Annotated in this window: 17 protein-coding genes and 1 pseudogene; all 18 read right to left on the bottom strand. The window is 31.1% G+C overall.

All coding sequences use genetic code 11. The features are described from left to right. Positions 1–93: 93 nt before the first annotated feature. The 18 genes and pseudogenes from ML436_03135 to ML436_03050 all read right to left on the bottom strand — a co-directional run bounded on the left by ML436_03135 (position 94) and on the right by ML436_03050 (position 16,761). Entirely contained in the window at positions 94–894 is an 801-nt protein-coding gene (locus ML436_03135) for an alpha/beta hydrolase (GenBank protein UMT78734.1), read from the bottom strand. Continuing rightward, positions 878–1,597 carry an HAD family hydrolase gene (locus ML436_03130; GenBank protein ID UMT78733.1) on the bottom strand — a complete coding sequence of 240 codons (720 nt, stop codon included), beginning with the start codon at positions 1,595–1,597 and terminating at the stop codon, positions 878–880. The genes ML436_03135 and ML436_03130 overlap by 17 nt, the downstream gene beginning before the upstream one ends. 54 nt (positions 1,598–1,651) lie before the next feature. Next, positions 1,652–2,602 (bottom strand): iron ABC transporter permease, encoded by a 951-nt coding sequence (locus tag ML436_03125; protein ID UMT78732.1) that lies wholly within the window; start codon positions 2,600–2,602, stop codon positions 1,652–1,654. A 146-nt stretch (positions 2,603–2,748) separates the two neighbouring features. Further along, positions 2,749–3,633, bottom strand: a complete 885-nt coding sequence (locus ML436_03120) for a helical backbone metal receptor (protein ID UMT78731.1) — start codon at positions 3,631–3,633, stop codon at positions 2,749–2,751. A 326-nt stretch (positions 3,634–3,959) separates the two neighbouring features. After that, complete coding sequence (locus ML436_03115; protein ID UMT78730.1) at positions 3,960–4,595, bottom strand: endonuclease III domain-containing protein; 636 nt, start codon at positions 4,593–4,595, stop codon at positions 3,960–3,962. Between the two features lie 481 nt (positions 4,596–5,076). Further along, positions 5,077–6,738, bottom strand: coding sequence for an arginine--tRNA ligase (argS, locus tag ML436_03110; GenBank protein UMT78729.1), 1,662 nt, complete (start codon positions 6,736–6,738; stop codon positions 5,077–5,079). Continuing rightward, positions 6,735–7,151: a DUF1934 domain-containing protein gene (locus tag ML436_03105; GenBank protein ID UMT78728.1), complete on the bottom strand. Its 417-nt coding sequence runs from the start codon at positions 7,149–7,151 to the stop codon at positions 6,735–6,737. The genes argS and ML436_03105 overlap by 4 nt, the downstream gene beginning before the upstream one ends. Positions 7,152–7,424: 273 nt before the next feature. Further along, on the bottom strand, positions 7,425–8,435 hold the full coding sequence (adhP, locus tag ML436_03100; GenBank protein UMT78727.1) for an alcohol dehydrogenase AdhP: 1,011 nt from the start codon (positions 8,433–8,435) through the stop codon (positions 7,425–7,427). 503 nt (positions 8,436–8,938) lie between these two features. Further along, on the bottom strand, positions 8,939–9,460 hold the full coding sequence (locus tag ML436_03095; GenBank protein UMT79483.1) for a YwhD family protein: 522 nt from the start codon (positions 9,458–9,460) through the stop codon (positions 8,939–8,941). Between the two features lie 27 nt (positions 9,461–9,487). After that, positions 9,488–10,783: an HD domain-containing protein gene (locus ML436_03090; protein UMT78726.1), complete on the bottom strand. Its 1,296-nt coding sequence runs from the start codon at positions 10,781–10,783 to the stop codon at positions 9,488–9,490. A 36-nt stretch (positions 10,784–10,819) separates the two neighbouring features. Then, the gene (locus tag ML436_03085; GenBank protein ID UMT78725.1) at positions 10,820–11,296 is read right to left on the bottom strand and encodes a GNAT family N-acetyltransferase; all 477 of its coding nucleotides are present in this window, start codon (positions 11,294–11,296) and stop codon (positions 10,820–10,822) included. A 168-nt stretch (positions 11,297–11,464) separates the two neighbouring features. Continuing rightward, positions 11,465–12,001, bottom strand: coding sequence for a flavodoxin family protein (locus ML436_03080; protein ID UMT78724.1), 537 nt, complete (start codon positions 11,999–12,001; stop codon positions 11,465–11,467). Between the two features lie 621 nt (positions 12,002–12,622). Continuing rightward, entirely contained in the window at positions 12,623–13,561 is a 939-nt protein-coding gene (locus ML436_03075; GenBank protein UMT78723.1) for an aldo/keto reductase, read from the bottom strand. Positions 13,562–13,831: 270 nt separating this feature from the next. Continuing rightward, entirely contained in the window at positions 13,832–14,458 is a 627-nt protein-coding gene (locus tag ML436_03070) for a DUF443 domain-containing protein (GenBank protein ID UMT78722.1), read from the bottom strand. Further along, positions 14,459–14,676: pseudogene (locus ML436_03065) on the bottom strand (transposase). A gap of 16 nt (positions 14,677–14,692) precedes the next feature. Continuing rightward, positions 14,693–15,328, bottom strand: a complete 636-nt coding sequence (locus ML436_03060) for a DUF443 domain-containing protein (protein ID UMT78721.1) — start codon at positions 15,326–15,328, stop codon at positions 14,693–14,695. A 36-nt stretch (positions 15,329–15,364) separates the two neighbouring features. Continuing rightward, a complete protein-coding gene (locus tag ML436_03055) occupies positions 15,365–16,006 on the bottom strand; it encodes a DUF443 domain-containing protein (GenBank protein ID UMT79482.1) in 642 nt (213 codons plus the stop codon). Positions 16,007–16,131: 125 nt separating this feature from the next. Further along, positions 16,132–16,761, bottom strand: coding sequence for a DUF443 domain-containing protein (locus tag ML436_03050; GenBank protein ID UMT78720.1), 630 nt, complete (start codon positions 16,759–16,761; stop codon positions 16,132–16,134). Positions 16,762–17,007 lie beyond the last annotated feature (246 nt).

Below are 17,007 nucleotides of genomic sequence, written 5' to 3'. Positions count from 1 at the left end.
CATTATACAACAATCATTTCTAAAACAACAGTCATATTACAATTATATTACAAATAATAATTACTACTTTTATATTTCACTTATTGCTAAAAATTAAACATGTTTATTTTCATGATGTTCATTAATAAACATTGTTGCATCCTCAACAAATTTTTCTTGTTCTTCCACAAATGGGAATGCACTTGATTCTTGATATACTTTAAAGTCCACATTTTGTATTAAATCAGCCACTTCTTTAGCTTCAAGCCTTGTTGTTCTTTCACCAAATTCACCTGCTATTATCATTGTAGGAACTTCAACATCGTTATAGACTTTGGAAATACCCTGTCTTTTAAATACATCTTTAACAGCTTGTATTTCTTCTTTAGTTGAAATTTCATTTGTATCTTCAACATGTTTAAGAAATCGGTTCATTTTGCGAGGACGATAATACTTACGCTTATTTAAAAATTTATCTTGTTTTTCAGGATCCCAATTACGAATAATATGTGCATATTTTCTAAATAAACGTTCTTCAGGTAATTCCCCTTCTATTGAAGTTGGATTTACTAAAACAAGTGACGAGGTATGCTGTGGGTATCGAACTGACATATCTGCTCCAATAAAGCCAGCCATTTCATGACAAATCAATGATACCTCTTCTATATATAAATATTTAAGTAATGCTACTATATCATCTGCAAAATCATGTATATCAATGTGTCGTGGTTTATCTGAATAACCGTGCCCTCTTAAATCTATTAATACAACTTGAAATGATTTTGCAAGCTCTGCAGCTAATTTATTAAATACCGAGTAGTTATCAAGCACGGTATGAATCAACACGATAGGATAACCTTCGCCTAACGTACTATAATGTAATGATGTTCCATCTTTTCTAGTAAATAGATCCATAATTATCTCCTTTATTGTCATTTTTTATAGGTAAAATAGTTAATAATTGTTCAACTGTCGTTATTGTGAAATCCACTTCTTCTTCGAGGGGTTCAATCTCTGCATCTTCTTGCTTATACCAAACACTGATCATCCCCATCGCTCTTGCTGGCGCTACATCATTCAATGCATCATCACCCACATACATAATGTCTTCAGGTGGAACGTCGAGTTGATTAATCATATCTTCAAATATTTTAGGATGTGGTTTACGAAACCCTACTGTTTCTGAAGTTGATAAATAATTAATCACATGCATTAGACCTAATGAATGTAAACGGAATTGCTTAATTTTTGATTTACCATTAGCTATAACACCAATTTGATAGCCTTCTTGAGACAACTTTTCTAATGTATATAATGTATCGTAATAAGGAAATACATAACGATAAAAGTGCATTTCAAAATCGCTAAAGAGGTCTTTCCAAGTTAATCTATCTACATGGAATCGTTTAATGATTTCTTTATATAAATCAGGTTTATCATTATCTTCATCGTCATCAAGCTCTATAAATGCTTTTTTAAAATCTGCAAGTTGAACATGGATTAAATAATCATGAAATCTTTCGTATTGTTCTTCGATAAATTTCTCTCTAGACTTAACCCTATCCAACAAAGTACCTTCTAAATCAAATACCACTGCTTTAATTTGATTCAAATCCATCGCTTATGCCCTCTTTATGTTTATAGTTAATCCTATTTTAGCAAATGTACTGTACTAGTGTAACTGTTTCGACTGAGATATTAACATGTAAAATAAAACTGGTATACCTATTAGTGCAATAATAATACTTGCAGGAATTTGTATCGGTGATAATAAATGACTTCCTATAAAATCAGCTATAACCATAGTTTGTCCACCAATGATACTATTCAACGTTAACTGTCGTCCTAAAGTTTGTCGCCATTGCCATTTTTTAATCAACTGTGGAATAATCATACCTATAAACCCAATAATACCAACATAAGCAACATTGATTGCGGTCATCATTGAAGCTAAACATAACGCTATGAATGTTATAATTTGTACATTTAAACCTAATGATTGGCTTTTCAACTCTCCTAATTGAAGTAATTTAAGCTGATTGAGTATTAAAATAATGCCACATAGTCCTACTATAAATACAAATGTAATCACTGATACATTTGAATATTCAGCATCACCAAAACCACCAAATAAATAATTGGCAATCGTGTTTAATTGTCGTGGTTTTAATAAAATTAGAAAATATAGTAAAGAATTAAATAAAGCACCAATCATTAAACCACATAAAATTAGTATTCTAACTGGATACCCACGGCTTAATATTGAAGTTATTAAAAGGACGATTAATAATGTAATTAAGCTAAATACTACTGAAAATATGGGAATCCACAATGTAGTTAATCCTAGAAATAATGCCAATCCTGAACCAAATGTTGCACCACTTGCTAAACCTAACGTAAAACTATCAGCTAATGCATTATTTAATACTGTTTGAAAGATTAATCCTGAAACAGTTAATATCATACCTGTTAACAATGCCTCGATAAGCCTTGGCACTCTCACATTCATTAATATGGATTGATTAAATGGGTCATTGATACTGCCTAATTGCCAAAACAAATATATGGCAGATGTTACTATTAATATAACAATCCAACTTAATATAGTTTTATAAAATGTCATAATATACTCTTTTCTTTAATAGATAATTACATACATTATAGCAATCACTCACAAACGTTTCTATGTATCGTGAAAATATATTTTAAAATCCCTTATAACTCTACACAAATGATTTTATGTAGCTATAAGGGATTCTTAATTATGTTTTATTTTCTATAGATTGCATCTCTTAATTCTTTTAAACCTTCATCAATGCGTGGACCGGGTCTTGAAACTTCATCGCCATTTACAACTTCAATACGTGTATTTTTAACGGCATTAATTTTATTAAACCCGCCTCTTTTTTTGATGATATTCATATAATCTGATCTTGTTTTAGCTTCAGTAGAAATTAAAATATCCGGATTCTTTTTTATAATGCTTTCTTTCGTAACAGGCTGCCAACCATCTATATCATTATAAATATTTTGAGCTTCTAACTTTTCTAACATATCATTGAAGAATGTATGCTGCCCTGCTGTATATATTTCAGGTTTTGATGATACTTCAATAAATACTTTAGATTTTTTATGATGTGCTGGAATCGAGGCTATGACTTTATCAATATTATCCTTAGTTTCCTCGACAAGTTGTTCAGCCTGTTTGTCACGGTTAGTTAATTTACCAATTTGTTTAAACGTATCATATGTTTCATTAATCGATTGTGCATCTATTACATAAACAACCTTAATACCTTGTTTCTCTAATGATGACAACACTTTATTAGCCGTTGCCTTTTGCGACTCATGCGCAAGAATTAAATCTGGCTTTGCCTTTAAAAGTTCTTCTTTATTTAGATTCAAGGCATCGAATTGTTTTTTACCATTTTTAACATCTTTCGGATAATCATCAACAGTAGAAACACCTACTATGTATTTACCCAACCCTAATTCATATAAAATTTCTGTATTACTAGGCATTAACGACACAATTCTATGATAAGGCGTTTTAGACGCTTCCTTCTTATCACTTTCATGTTTGTCATCATTATTACCACAAGCACTCAAAACAAGTACAAATATTAATATAAAAGCAATTAACGATTTCTTCACACTATCACATCTCCCTTTTAATCCCTCTTTTCGCTTTAGCGATTAGAGGGATTTATGCAGTTGTTGCCTTAGCAAGCAACTGTAATCCTCTTTAATCCTTAATTTATTAATTAGGGGCTTTTATGCAGTTGGTGCCTTAGCAAGCAACTGCGTTCCTCTTTAACCCTTGAGTTTCAGCGATTAGAGGCTTTTATGCAGTTGGTGCGTTAGCAAACAACTATTTTTTCTTTATACACTTCTATTTATTATATAAGTCCACTTACTAAAAGAAAATAGTAAATTATTTTTTTATTTCATATAAACTTATCTAGCTAACTTTACAGCGTTTAACTTTTAAAATAAGCTTCTAAAAAATCGTAATTCTTTATATCTTTATCTCTAAAGTATTGTTTACCAAATACATCTAACAGAGCATGAAACTCATTAGCATCTTGATTTGTAAAATGACTTGGTAATGTGACTACTTTTTTAAATTGATCATAACTTTTAGTGTTTTCATACCCTAACTTATCATATATTTTTCTTGTATAGCTATCTGGAATAAATTCAATACGTCCGAATATATAGACAAGTAAAACATCTGCTGTTTCGCTTCCAATACCTTTCAAAGATAATAATTCACTTCTTAATTTACCTTTATACCGCTCGTTAATTTCTTGATAATTAAAATCATGTCGTGCCAACCATGTTAATAATGTTTTAATCGTCAGTGATTTACTTTTATAAAAGCCACTTGAACGTATCAATGATTGTAACGTTTCTATAGGCAGTTCTAATATATGATTTGGATTGAATTGTGTTTGTTCTTTAATTTGTTTCAATGCTATTTCAGCATTTCGCCATCTTGTATTTTGAACTAAGATTGCACCTAACATCATTTCAATGTCATTATCTGCAGGCCACCAAAATTGTGGTCCAAGATGTTCATATAAAATTTTATATAATTCATCAGTTCCTAACATTTACATCCTCCATTTTAGAGCCCCTTATTAATTTATTAATTAGGGGCTCTTATGCAGTTGCTGCGCAAGCAAGCAACTGTATTCCTCTTAACTATTAATTTATTAATTAGGGGCTCTTATGCAGTTGCTGCGCAAGCAAGCAACTGTATTCCTCTTAACTATTAATTTATTAATTAGGGGCTCTTATGCAGTTGCTGCGTATGCAAGCCAACTGTATTCCTTTAATCCCCTTGAGCTTTATAGATTATGTGCTCTTATGCAGTTGTGTGCAAGCAAGCAACTGTGTTCCTCTTAACTATTAATTTATTAATTAGGGGTTCTTATGCAGTTGTGCGCAAGCCAACTGTAATCACTTACCTATCGTTTCCCTTTACCTTATTCACGAATCGCTTATTCACCAAACGTCCTATTTCAACCTAAAAAACACTCCAACACAAAGTATCTTACGAAAAACTCTGCGTTGGAGTGTATATAAATGTTTTTACATTGATTCAGGTGCGCTTACACCAACCATTGCCAATGCATTTTTCAATGTAATTCTAACCGCTTCAATCATAGCGACATGTGCTTTTGTTTTTTCAATATCATCTGTTAATACTTTTTCAGCATTGTAGAATTTATGGAAATGAGCAGCCAAGTCTTGAATATAGTTAGTAATTCTATGTGCTGATCTATGTTCTGCAGCACTTTCAATTGTAGGCTCAAAGTCAGCTACTTTTTTCAACAATTCAATCGCTTTTTCATTTGTAATCGTTGTAAAATCATTCGCAGCAGTTACTTCAATACCTTGCTCTTTTGCTTGTTTTAAAATTGAACAAATACGTGCGTGAGCATATTGAGCATAATAAACTGGGTTATCTTGAGATTGCTCTTTCGCTAATTCCATATCAAAATCAAAGTGGCTATCAGGACTACGCATAGTTAAGAAATAACGTGCAGCATCAACGCCAACTTCGTCCATAATTTCTCTTAAAGTAATGGCATTACCAGTACGTTTACTCATCTTAACTTCTTTACCGTTTTCCATTAAACGAACCATTTGCATGATTTGGATTTCTAAACGATTGCTATCCACACCAAACGTTTCAAGTGATGCTTTCAAACGATTAATATAACCATGATGATCAGCACCAAATAAATCAATTAAAATATCATTACCACGTTTAACTTTATCAAAGTGATATGCAATATCCGGTAAGAAATACGTATATGTTCCGTCATTTTTAATTAATACTCTGTCTTTGTCATCTTTAAAATCAGTTGTACGTAACCACGTTGCACCATCTGCTTCATACGTATAACCTAATTCTTTCATCTTAGCTAAAACTTCAAGAATTTCACCTTTTTCATATAAAGAAGTTTCACTAAACCAGTTATCAAAATGCGTATTAAACTCTGCTAAATCATTTTTCAGTTTAGCCATTTCATATTCTACGCCTAATTTTCTAAATTCTTTCAAACGAGCTTCTTCAGTATAATCTTTAATTTCAGGGTGTTTCTCAGCTAAATCTTTTCCAATTTCAATAATATCTTTACCATTATAGCCATCTTCTGGCATTGAATAGCTATTATCACCTAATGCTTCAAAGAAACGTGTTTCAATTGAACGCGCTAAATTAGTAATTTGATTACCAGCATCATTAATATAATATTCACGTGTTACATTATAACCCGCTGCAGTTAAAATATTAGCTAAAGCGTCACCAACCGCTGCATTTCTAGCATGACCAATATGTAAATCTCCTGTAGGGTTAGCTGAAACATACTCAAGCAATACATTTTGACCTTTTGATTCATTTACATGTCCAAATTGGTCACCTTTTTCAATTGCTTCAGGAATAATTGCTGTTAAATACTGATTATCTAAGTAAAAATTAATAAACCCAGGACCAGCAATGTCAATTTGTTTCACATGTGCTTTTTCAGTATCTAAGTTATCAACAATCGCTTGAGCAATTTCACGTGGATTACGTTTTGCAATTTTTGTCAGTACCATTGCAATGTTAGTAGCATAATCCCCATTTTTAGTGTCCTTAGGAACTTCAATTTTAATATCAGGAATGTCTTCTGCTAATCCCGCTTTGCTAATACTCGCTGCGATTTCTTCTACTAATGTTTGTTTCACTTGATCAATAATATTCATTCGCTTATCTCCTTATAGTTAATTTCATATTGATAAGAACCCATTTTTTCATTATCTTGGTATAATTCATAATGAATCTTTAACTTGCCACCGTCTCCACTTACGAAATGTAAAATGCGTAATGTTTTAACTTCTAGTGGTATTCGTCCAGCCGATATATCGTAAAAAGTTGTTGTCGTTTGTCCTTCAACAAAATGCAAATTCATATTAATGTCGCCCTTACGAATCAACTTAACACTATCATCATCCACTTTTATTGTAACATTAACTGTTGCATCCTCAATTTGTTCTACATACCGAATAAAGTTAGATTGCCTTTGTTGCCAAGTACCTTCAGTAGTAAATTCAAATTTATCTTTTTCGTTGTGCTGTTTCAACACTTGCTTTGTTTGAATACTTACTTTTTTATCCAATTTACTACTCACCTTAATCTTCGCATAATAGAAATATTATAGCATAAAATAATACCGTCTTGATATGCCTTCTTATAGCTAAATATGTTCAATTAAATGACAAACATAATTTTAAATGTCTTTTACAATATATGATTATTTATAAAATCCAGACTGCTCTTCAAAACTTAAAAACACGAGATTTTCACTTCATTCCATGAAAACCTCGTGTTTTACTATATCAATAGCACCTTAAGCACTATCTTCCTATCTATATTTAATCAATTAATATTTTTAAAATTTAATAACCATTCTACCAGTTATTGTACCATTTTCCATTTCTTCAAAAATATCATTGATTTCTTCTAATTTTCTTAATTGAACTTTAGGTGTTACTTTATTTTCAGCAGCAAATTCAAACGCTTCACGTAAGTCTTGTCTTGTACCAACAAGTGAACCTACTACTTCAATACCATCAAGCACTAATCTTGGGATATCTAAGTTCATTTTATCAACAGGTAAACCAACGGCAACAACTCTTGCACCAGCCTTTACAACATCAACCGCTTGGTTAAATGGTGTCTTAGCAACTGAAGTTACTACTGTTGCATCTAATCCTTTGTTATCAGTTAATTTCATAACTTCTGCAACTGGGTCTACATTTTTAGAATTAATAATGGCATCTGCACCCAATTCTTTCGCAAATGCTAATTTGTCATCGTTGATATCGAAAGCAACAATTTTTGCACCCATAACGTTTTTAGCATATTGTAAAGCTAGGTTACCTAAACCACCGATACCAAATACACCTAGCCATTGTCCAGGTTTTACATTACTTACTTTTACTGCTTTATAAGTTGTTACACCTGCGCATGTAATAGAAGACGCTGCTGCTGGATCTAATTTTTCAGGTACTTTCACAGCATAGTCTGCAGTAACAATAACTTGTTCAGCCATTGCACCATCTACTGTATAACCAGCATTTTTCACACTACGGCAAAGTGTTTCACGACCTGTTGTGCAATATTCACATCTTCCACAGCTTTCGAACATCCAAGCGATAGACACACGGTCTCCAATTTTTAATGATTCAACATCATCAGCAACTTCGATGACTTTACCAATACCTTCATGACCTAAAGTAATCCCTGTAACATCACCAAAATCGGCATTCTTAACGTGTAAATCAGTATGACAAACACCACAATATTCCGTTTGTACTAATGCTTCACCAGGTTTTAAAGCTCTTAACTTTTTGTCCTCAATACTTACTTTGTGATCTTTTGTTACAACTGCTGCTCTCATAATAATGTCCTCCTTATAGTCAATCCAGCATGTATGATTTTAATTGGCAATTACTTTCAAAAAATGAAAACGAATAATTATTTTTCATCCGCATTTTTTATTTGTAATTAACGCCAGATTAAAATATACAACTGTGACCTTTTTTTAGTTAGATATCAACCGTTAACTTTTAACGTTTCCCTAGTTAATATGTTAAAAGAAATGACATAATCGATATGCTAACGTGTAATTTTTACTTCACATATATTTATTTAAAGATAAAGTTTATTAATCTTATCTTCATTTTCATTATAATGTGAATTTATTCACAAAGTATATAGCAATAATCAAAAAATTGTGTCAGTTATTCAAATTTTTTATTAACTGCAGATTAATTTAATTTCAAAAAAATTAAAAAAACACCCAATCAATCTATGACTTCATTTTCAACTCACGATTTACATCGCCATTGAGAAATGAATCATATCTTTATAGATTAATTGGGATAATTTGATTTCTTATATTTAATTAAATGCTTGATGTAGTTCTTCAGAAGAGTGCTGCCACATACCTTTATCATGGTTCATTAAAAAGTCTTTTAAAATAGCCTTATTCTCTTCACCAATTTGGTCAATAATAATATGATGTTTCATTGATTTATCCATCATATTAACGTGTTCAGGCATACTTTTATAACCTCGACGAATTGCTTTATTCACTAATAAATAGCACGCTGTTAAACCAGCATAATACGGTCCTTGTTCATTACGTTCTGTTGTTACCCAACATAACCAATATTCTTTAGCTTCATCACCTTCAACAGCAGCTTTATCAGTAATCCATTTCACGCCTTTTTCAACTTTGGCGCGAGCATGCATGCCTCCAATATCAATAAATGCTTCTTTGTTAGCAACATCAATAAAAACTGGCGCAATATTGTCTAAGCTGATTGAACCGATATTTGTACCTTTATGACCGTCTAAAGGGTCATTCTTAATGATATTAAAATTAAAGCCTTTTTTCTCAGACAATGATATAACCTCCATATTTAACGATAACAATTTTAGCCCTGTTTAATTAAGCTCGTTAATCAAATTTTCAATAGCTTCTCTAATCGTCTTATCTTCAATCTTCGCAACCATTTCTTTAGGATAATACAATTTATAATCTTGGCGATTAATACCTGTAATGCTATGAATAACTAGAGATTGATTACTGATTTCTCTAATTGAACCGTCTTGTCTCAATAAATGAATCGGTTTGCGATTTGACCCAGGTCGATCATAGTCATATGGTAAGTCAGAAAATGCTTCACTCACAAAATAATAATCTGGATTAATACCAGCAGCTTCAAATAATTCCTGCAACTCTGATATTGTTATAATTGAACCATCAAATGGAATATATTTAAATAAATCTCGATTAATAAAACGACTTGCTAAATCACTTAAAATAGCATCTTCTTCTTTAGTCCATTTTTCCAAATAATACGTAACTACCGCTTCATCAAGTTCAACATATTGTTCAATCGTGACCGTTTCTTCAAAAAATGGAATAAAATCATGTGGATGAAACTTAAATTCATAACCTTCATTATATAGTTGCTTTGCACGTTTCAAACAATTGTTAAGCAACACTTCTCCTCCACGACTAACTGGATGGAAATAAATTTGCCAGTACATTTGATAACGACTCATAATAAAGTTTTCAACAGCATGCATACCACTTTCTTTAATGAGAACTTCATCTTTTGAAGGTCGCATTAATCTTAAAATACGTTCCATATCAAAAGCACCATATGATACACCTGTGAAATACGCATCACGTTGTAAATAATCCATTCTATCTGCATCAATTTGTGACGAAATCATCGAAATGACCAATTTATTATGATGCGTTTTATTAATTACTTCCGCAACTTCTCTTGGAAACTCAGGCGATACTTTACGTAATACAGCATTCACCTCAGTATCACCTGTAATAATTGCTTGTGTATAAGCTTCATGATCTGTATTAAATATTTTTTCAAAGCTATGCGAAAATGGACCATGTCCTAAATCATGTAATAATGCAGCACATAATGCCAACGGTCTATCTTTATTGTCCCATGCTTCATGACCAATAAATGACTCGTCAATTAATCGTCTAACAATTTCATACACACCTAAAGAATGTCCAAAACGACTATGTTCTGCTGTATGAAAAGATAAGTACAGTGTACCTAGTTGTTTAATTCGACGTAATCTTTGAAATTCCTTAGTTTTAATTAAATCCCATATCAATTGATCTTCAACATGAATATATCGATGTATCGGGTCTTTAAAAACTTTTTCTTCTACTAATTTTAAATCTACATATGCGTTAGTCATTATTCCCCTCCTTTTCAATTTTTTTATTTAACGCGCTTAAAATACTTTGTACATAAGTGCTAAGTCTAACTTTTCGCCATACATTTCTGGCTGATAAGAGCGTAAGATTTTAAAACCTTGCTCTTTATAGTAAGCTACTGCTTCTTCATTTTTATTATCTACTTCTAAGTAAACACCTTCAAATTTATCTTCAAAACGTGATAATCCTTCATTTAACAATGCTGTACCATAACCTGTATGTTGCGATTCTGGTTTAACATAATGAGCTGATAAATATAATTCTTCACCGTAAATAAAGTTAGCAAAGCCAACGATGTCATTACCTTCTTCAACGACTAAGAATAATTGTTCTTGCAGTCTTTTTTTCAAATGATGTTCATTATATGAAGCTTCTAATAGATGATTTACTGTTGTCGCTGCATAAATATTTAAATATGTATTAAACCAAGCTTTAGTTGCGACATCTCTAATTTGAACAACATCTTTTTCGGTTGCTTGTCTTACCTTGAACATGACTTTCTCCCCTTATTAACAAGTTTTAATAACGGCATTATACCACAACTTGCTCAATACTTAATAAACAATGATTGTCTATTCAATTTATATATTTATATTTTCCGTTAAAATTAAAATAAAAAATAACGAAGCAAAAATTCACTTCGTTTTGTAATGAGGTATTACTTATTGCAATAGTTGATTCCATTCTGTCGCACGTGCTAAGGCATAGTTGTCTTTCATGATGTCACCAGGCTTTTCAGCAGTTCCAATAATATAACCATTTAAAGTGGCACCTAAAAAGTCTAAACTATATTTCATTTGAGTAATTGCTGGCTTCGCTTTTATTTTTGGGCAATCTCCACCAACTAAAATAACTCTAAAATCCTTTTCGGCCATTTGTGACTTAAAATTAGGATAACGTTTATCTTGTAGTGTTTCTGACCAATGTTCTATAAATGCTTTTAATGGCGATGAAATGCTATACCAATACACTGGTGATGCAAAAATAATTGTATCACTTGCCAATACCTTATCTAAAACTTCCTGGTAGTCGTCTTCATAGTCTGTGATACTTTCTTCAATATGTCTGACATCACGAATTGGTTTAAATCGATGTTGTGTTACGTCAATCCATTGATAATCTAATCCCTGCAAAGCAAATTTTGTTAATTGCGCAGTATTACCGTTTGGTCTACTTCCACCAAACAAAACAGTAATCATTTTAGCCTAACCTCACTTTTGATTGAAAATTATCGTTTGCGATATTGTTACCTAATTATACTATCATAAGCCTTGCCTACCGAATAGTAAAACGCTTACAACTTTTATGGAAATTTGACAAAATTTCGTCATGCCTTATATGACGTTGTTTGTGGTGGGAGTGGGACAGAAATGATAAAGAGCCACTAATGATTTATTATGTAGTGGTTCTTACACATTAGCCACAGCTAATGTGTACTTAAAAATAGGAATACATGAGTAAAACTCATGCATAAGAAATACTAATTTCTATAGAAAAAGTATTTCTTTATCGTCGTCACACCCCAACTTGCATTGTCTATAGAAATTGGGAATCCAATTTCTCTGTGTTGGGGCCCACACCCCAACTTGCATTGCCTGTAGAATTTCTTTTCGAAATTCTCTGTGTTGGGGCCCACACCCCAACTTGCATTGCTTGTAGAATTTCTTTTCGAAATTCTCTGTGTTGGGGCCCCTGACTAGAATTGAAAAAAGCTTGTTACAAGCGCATTTTCGTTCAGTCAACTACTGCCAATATAACTTCGTAGAGCATAGAACATTGATTTATGTCCCAGCCTGATGTCACCATTAAATACAATTCATTTAGTCTTCAATTGGAAACAATTCATCGATATATTGAATTTCATCTTTAGATAACACAATATCTGCAGCTTTGATATTTTCAATTACTTGTTCGGCACGTTTTGCGCCAGGAATAATTACATCGATAGCTGGTCTCGTTAAATAAAACGCTAATACAATGTTCGCAATTGAAGTTTGATGTGCTGCAGCAATCTTTTCCAAAGCTTTTACACGACGAACATTTTCTTCAAATACACCTGGTTTGAAATCACGACGTGTAGCACGATGGTCACTAAATTTAGTGTTCTCATCATATTTCCCCGCTAAAATACCAGATGCTAATGGGAAATATGGAATAAATGTTATTTGATGATCAACACAATATTGTAATACTTCCTCATTTTCGCGATGCAATAAATTATATTCTAACTGTACAACATCAACGTAACCATCTTTATTTGCTTCTTTAAGTTGATCTAATGTGAAATTTGATACACCAATGGCTTTAATCTTTCCTTGTTCTTTAAGCTCTTGTAATGCTGCAACTGCTTGATCTTTCGGAGTATTGTCATCCGGAAAATGAATATAATATAAATCGATATAATCAGTTTGTAGACGTTTCAAACTATTCTCAACTTGTTGTTTTAAATATTCCGGTTGATTGTTCTGATGCACATCTTGATTTTCATCAAATTCATGAGACCCTTTCGTAGCAATTTTAATTTGTTCTCGAGGATATTCTTTAACAACTTCTCCAACCAATTCTTCAGAACGTTCTGGTCCATAAATATATGCCGTATCTAATAAATTAATACCATGATTAATTGCTTGACGAACAACTTCTTTTCCTTGTTCTTCATCTAAGTTCGGATATAAATTATGCCCACCTACTGCGTTCGTCCCAAGTGCGATTGGAAACACTTCAACATCAGATTTACCTAAGTTTACAAATTGCTTCATTAGCCCCAGCTCCTTATCTTTATAACTTTTCCACTATCACACTACCATGATTTAATACAACTTCCAAATGTTAGAATTAGGGTTTGAATTTAGGCGGTGTTTTAGAAAAACGTTATGTAGAACTCAGTTAAAATAAGTATTGCTTAAGTTGATATGCATATAGTGCGATTGCTAGTCAGCCTTTAAATTACATGTACTTTTGAATCAGAAATTGAAAAAACATTTAAGAACGACAACATTAAAGCCATTGCAAATTCAATTTGGTAATTTCTATTGGTTTTTAAGTATGACATGAATGTTTTTATCTATAATTAAAGCTATATTCACTAGAAAAAAACCCATTATAACTGCAATCCAAGCAAAATATACTATTATATTTTGGTAACTCATTGATAATAGAGCATCTAGGAATAGCATAGTCAATCCGCCAAATAAAATATATCCAAATAATGTGAAACAAACATTTTTTAGTGTAGGTATTAAGACAATTTTTGACCTTTTATTTTTAGCATTATAAATATTTAAAGATGATTTTTTAATTAGGCGTACATAAAATATTAAAATCCCTATAAATGTGATGCAACATATGGCAATAACTAATTTCTTATCTAGTTGAATATCAAGTAAATGTGTATACCTTCTTAATGCAATTCCCAGCAAAGCAGAGCTACCTGCAACTGGCCAAAAAACATTCTTTTTAGCAGGTTTAACAATATTTAAGTTTTCAAATTCTTTTTTACTGATTTTGACATATCTTTTTGGGATGAACCAATTAATAAATGGAAAAAACAAACTAATCCAAGTGCTTATTATATCGACCATTAAATACTCATCATTATATTTAATAATTCTATATTTTGGGTTTTTATTGATGATTTTAGATTCGCATAGCAACATTTACCAGCTCCATTTCTTAGGGCTTATATGATTAGAAATACTTTTTGAAGCTTCACCATGACATTTTCAACACCATCTACTGTTTTTTCTGCAGATTTTTCTACAGCCTCTATACCAGCGTCTAGTTTATGTCCTATCCAATCGTTTTTATCTTTTATTCCAAATTCATTTTTTTGATTGGTCCAATATACAAGTATTGCCGAAATAGAACCTGCAGTAAATCCAGCTAAACCATCATTTTTCCACCGTGTTAGTTTTAGATAATACATAAATTTTTTTGTCAATAATCGATGACATGTTTAACAGAAAGAAACCTGCAGTCATTACCAACCAACCAATAAAGCCTATTATATTTTGAGGATTTAAAGTTAATAACATACTTAGAGCCATTATTGAAAGACCGCCAAATAAAAAATAATAAAATATTGTGAAGCAAAAGTTTTTTAATGAAGGAAATAAAATTATTTTCCCTTTACTAGAGTTATTATTATAAATTTCCAATCTTAGCTTACGATTCAGAAATAAAAAAAGTATTAAAACACCCAGAAATATTGCACAACATATTACAATCACCATGTTTTTCTCTAATTGAATATTAAGTGAAGGAATATATTTTCTAAACGTAACTCCGAACAAAATAGTACTACCTGCAACTGGCCAAAAAGCTTTATTTTTAACAGGTTTGACAATGTTTAAATCGTCAAATTCATTTTTACTGATTTTGACATAATTTTTTGGAATTAACCAATTAATCATAGGAAGAAATAAAGTTAACCAGGTACTTACTAAATCAATCATTAAATATTCATCACCATATTTAATAACTCTATACTTAGGATTTTTGTTGATAACTTTAGATTCACATAGCAATACTTATCACTACCATTCCTTTGTTTATTATTCCTATTAAAACTTTTCAATTCCATTTGATTTAAATAATACATGAACTTTATTGTCATATAGTGAGCACATATTTAAAAATAAGAAAAACAAAAATATTACAAACAAAGTTATAAATAATATTATATTTTGAACTTCAATCGTCAATAACATATAAATAGTAAAGAATGAATCACCACCTAAATAAATATATAAAACTATTGATAAACAAAGACTCTTTAAAGTGGGAAATATGATTATCTTATTGCTTTTATTTTTGTTTTCATTATAGATTTGTAACTTTAACTTTTGATTTACATATAGAAAAAACAGAAAAATACCTAGTATTATGATGCAACAAATTAAAATTACTATACTATATTCATATTTAACGATAAATAAATGGGAATACCTTCTTAATATAACACCAAATAAGACCGTACTTCCTGCCACTGGCCAAAAAGAATTGATTTTAGTTGTCTTCACAATGTTTAAAGTTTCAAAATCTTTTTCGCTGATTTTGACGTACTTTTTTAGAATCAACCAATTAATCATTGGGAAAAAGAGTGCTAACCATGTGCTTACTAAATCAATCATCAAATATTCATCTTTGTATTTGATAATTCTATATTTGGGATTTTTATTAATATTTTCAGTTTCACAAAGCAATGTCTCCACTTCTTTCCCATTAGGTTTTATATTTAGTACACTTTCATATACATTAGAAGTCGTTTAAATTCTACTAGCGTCTTAAAAGGATTGTGTCGACAACATTTAGAATATTTTAAATGTAATCAATTATTTTTCATTATAACGCGAACTTTTTCATTACCTATCGAAGTCATATTTAACAAAAAGAAAAGCATTGTCATCATAATCCAATAAATAAATATTATTATATTTTGAGGTTCGATTGTCATAAGGGCAATTAGTGAAAATATTGAAAAACTTCCAGCGAAAATATATCCGAAAACTAAAAAACAGCCAAGTTTAAACGTTGGTATTAATATAACTCTCTTATTTTTTTCAATATTTGTATCAAACACTTTTAACTTAAGCTTTCTATTTAAGTTAAAATAAAAAACTATAACACAAATTAAAGCGAGAGCGCACAATATCATTACAACTAGCTTATCTAATTGAACATCAAAAACATGTATGTATTTCCTTAAAGTAACTCCAAACAAAACCGAACTTCCTATAACTGACCAGAAAACATTATTTTTATTTGGTTTAACAACATTTAAATTTTCAAATTCTTCTTCGCTAATTATCGCGTACTTTTTTGGAATGAACCAATTAATGAAAGGAAGAAAATATACAAGCCATGTGCTTACTAAATCGACTAATAAATATTCACCGTTATGTTGAATGACTTTGTATTTCGGATTTTTATAAATGACTCTAACATCGCAAAGCAACATTTACCACTCCCATTTCATTAGGTTTAAATGATCCCCAATACTTTTTGTACCTTCACCAACTATCGTTCCAACACTATCTACAGCTTTTTCTGTGGTATTTTTAACAGCATCTATACCAGCGTCTATTTAATGTCTTATCCAATCAGTTTTATCTATTAATCCAAATTTATTAGTATGAAAAGTCCAATTTATAAGAATTGTCTAAACAGATTCCGCAACAAAACCAGCTAAAACCGTCCATCCTAT

Origin of the sequence: Staphylococcus roterodami (assembly GCA_022493055.1) — a bacterium.
Lineage (GTDB): Bacteria > Bacillota > Bacilli > Staphylococcales > Staphylococcaceae > Staphylococcus > Staphylococcus singaporensis.
The sequence above is the reverse complement of the archived record's forward strand: the minus strand, read 5'-3'. Positions and strand labels throughout refer to the sequence as shown.

Bases quoted from the DNA above. Each gene is read 5' to 3' on its own strand.
- ML436_03135 (UMT78734.1), bottom strand. From the start codon at position 894: ATGGATCTATTTACTAGAAAAGATGGAACATCATTACATTATAGTACG.
- ML436_03130 (UMT78733.1), bottom strand. From the start codon at position 1,597: ATGGATTTGAATCAAATTAAAGCAGTGGTATTTGATTTAGAAGGTACT.
- ML436_03125 (UMT78732.1), bottom strand. From the start codon at position 2,602: ATGACATTTTATAAAACTATATTAAGTTGGATTGTTATATTAATAGTA.
- ML436_03115 (UMT78730.1), bottom strand. From the start codon at position 4,595: ATGTTAGGAACTGATGAATTATATAAAATTTTATATGAACATCTTGGA.
- argS (UMT78729.1), bottom strand. From the start codon at position 6,738: ATGAATATTATTGATCAAGTGAAACAAACATTAGTAGAAGAAATCGCA.
- adhP (UMT78727.1), bottom strand. From the start codon at position 8,435: ATGAGAGCAGCAGTTGTAACAAAAGATCACAAAGTAAGTATTGAGGAC.
- ML436_03095 (UMT79483.1), bottom strand. From the start codon at position 9,460: ATGGAGGTTATATCATTGTCTGAGAAAAAAGGCTTTAATTTTAATATC.
- ML436_03090 (UMT78726.1), bottom strand. From the start codon at position 10,783: ATGACTAACGCATATGTAGATTTAAAATTAGTAGAAGAAAAAGTTTTT.
- ML436_03085 (UMT78725.1), bottom strand. From the start codon at position 11,296: ATGTTCAAGGTAAGACAAGCAACCGAAAAAGATGTTGTTCAAATTAGA.
- ML436_03080 (UMT78724.1), bottom strand. From the start codon at position 12,001: ATGATTACTGTTTTGTTTGGTGGAAGTAGACCAAACGGTAATACTGCG.
- ML436_03075 (UMT78723.1), bottom strand. From the start codon at position 13,561: ATGAAGCAATTTGTAAACTTAGGTAAATCTGATGTTGAAGTGTTTCCA.
- ML436_03070 (UMT78722.1), bottom strand. From the start codon at position 14,458: ATGTTGCTATGCGAATCTAAAATCATCAATAAAAACCCAAAATATAGA.
- ML436_03050 (UMT78720.1), bottom strand. From the start codon at position 16,761: ATGTTGCTTTGCGATGTTAGAGTCATTTATAAAAATCCGAAATACAAA.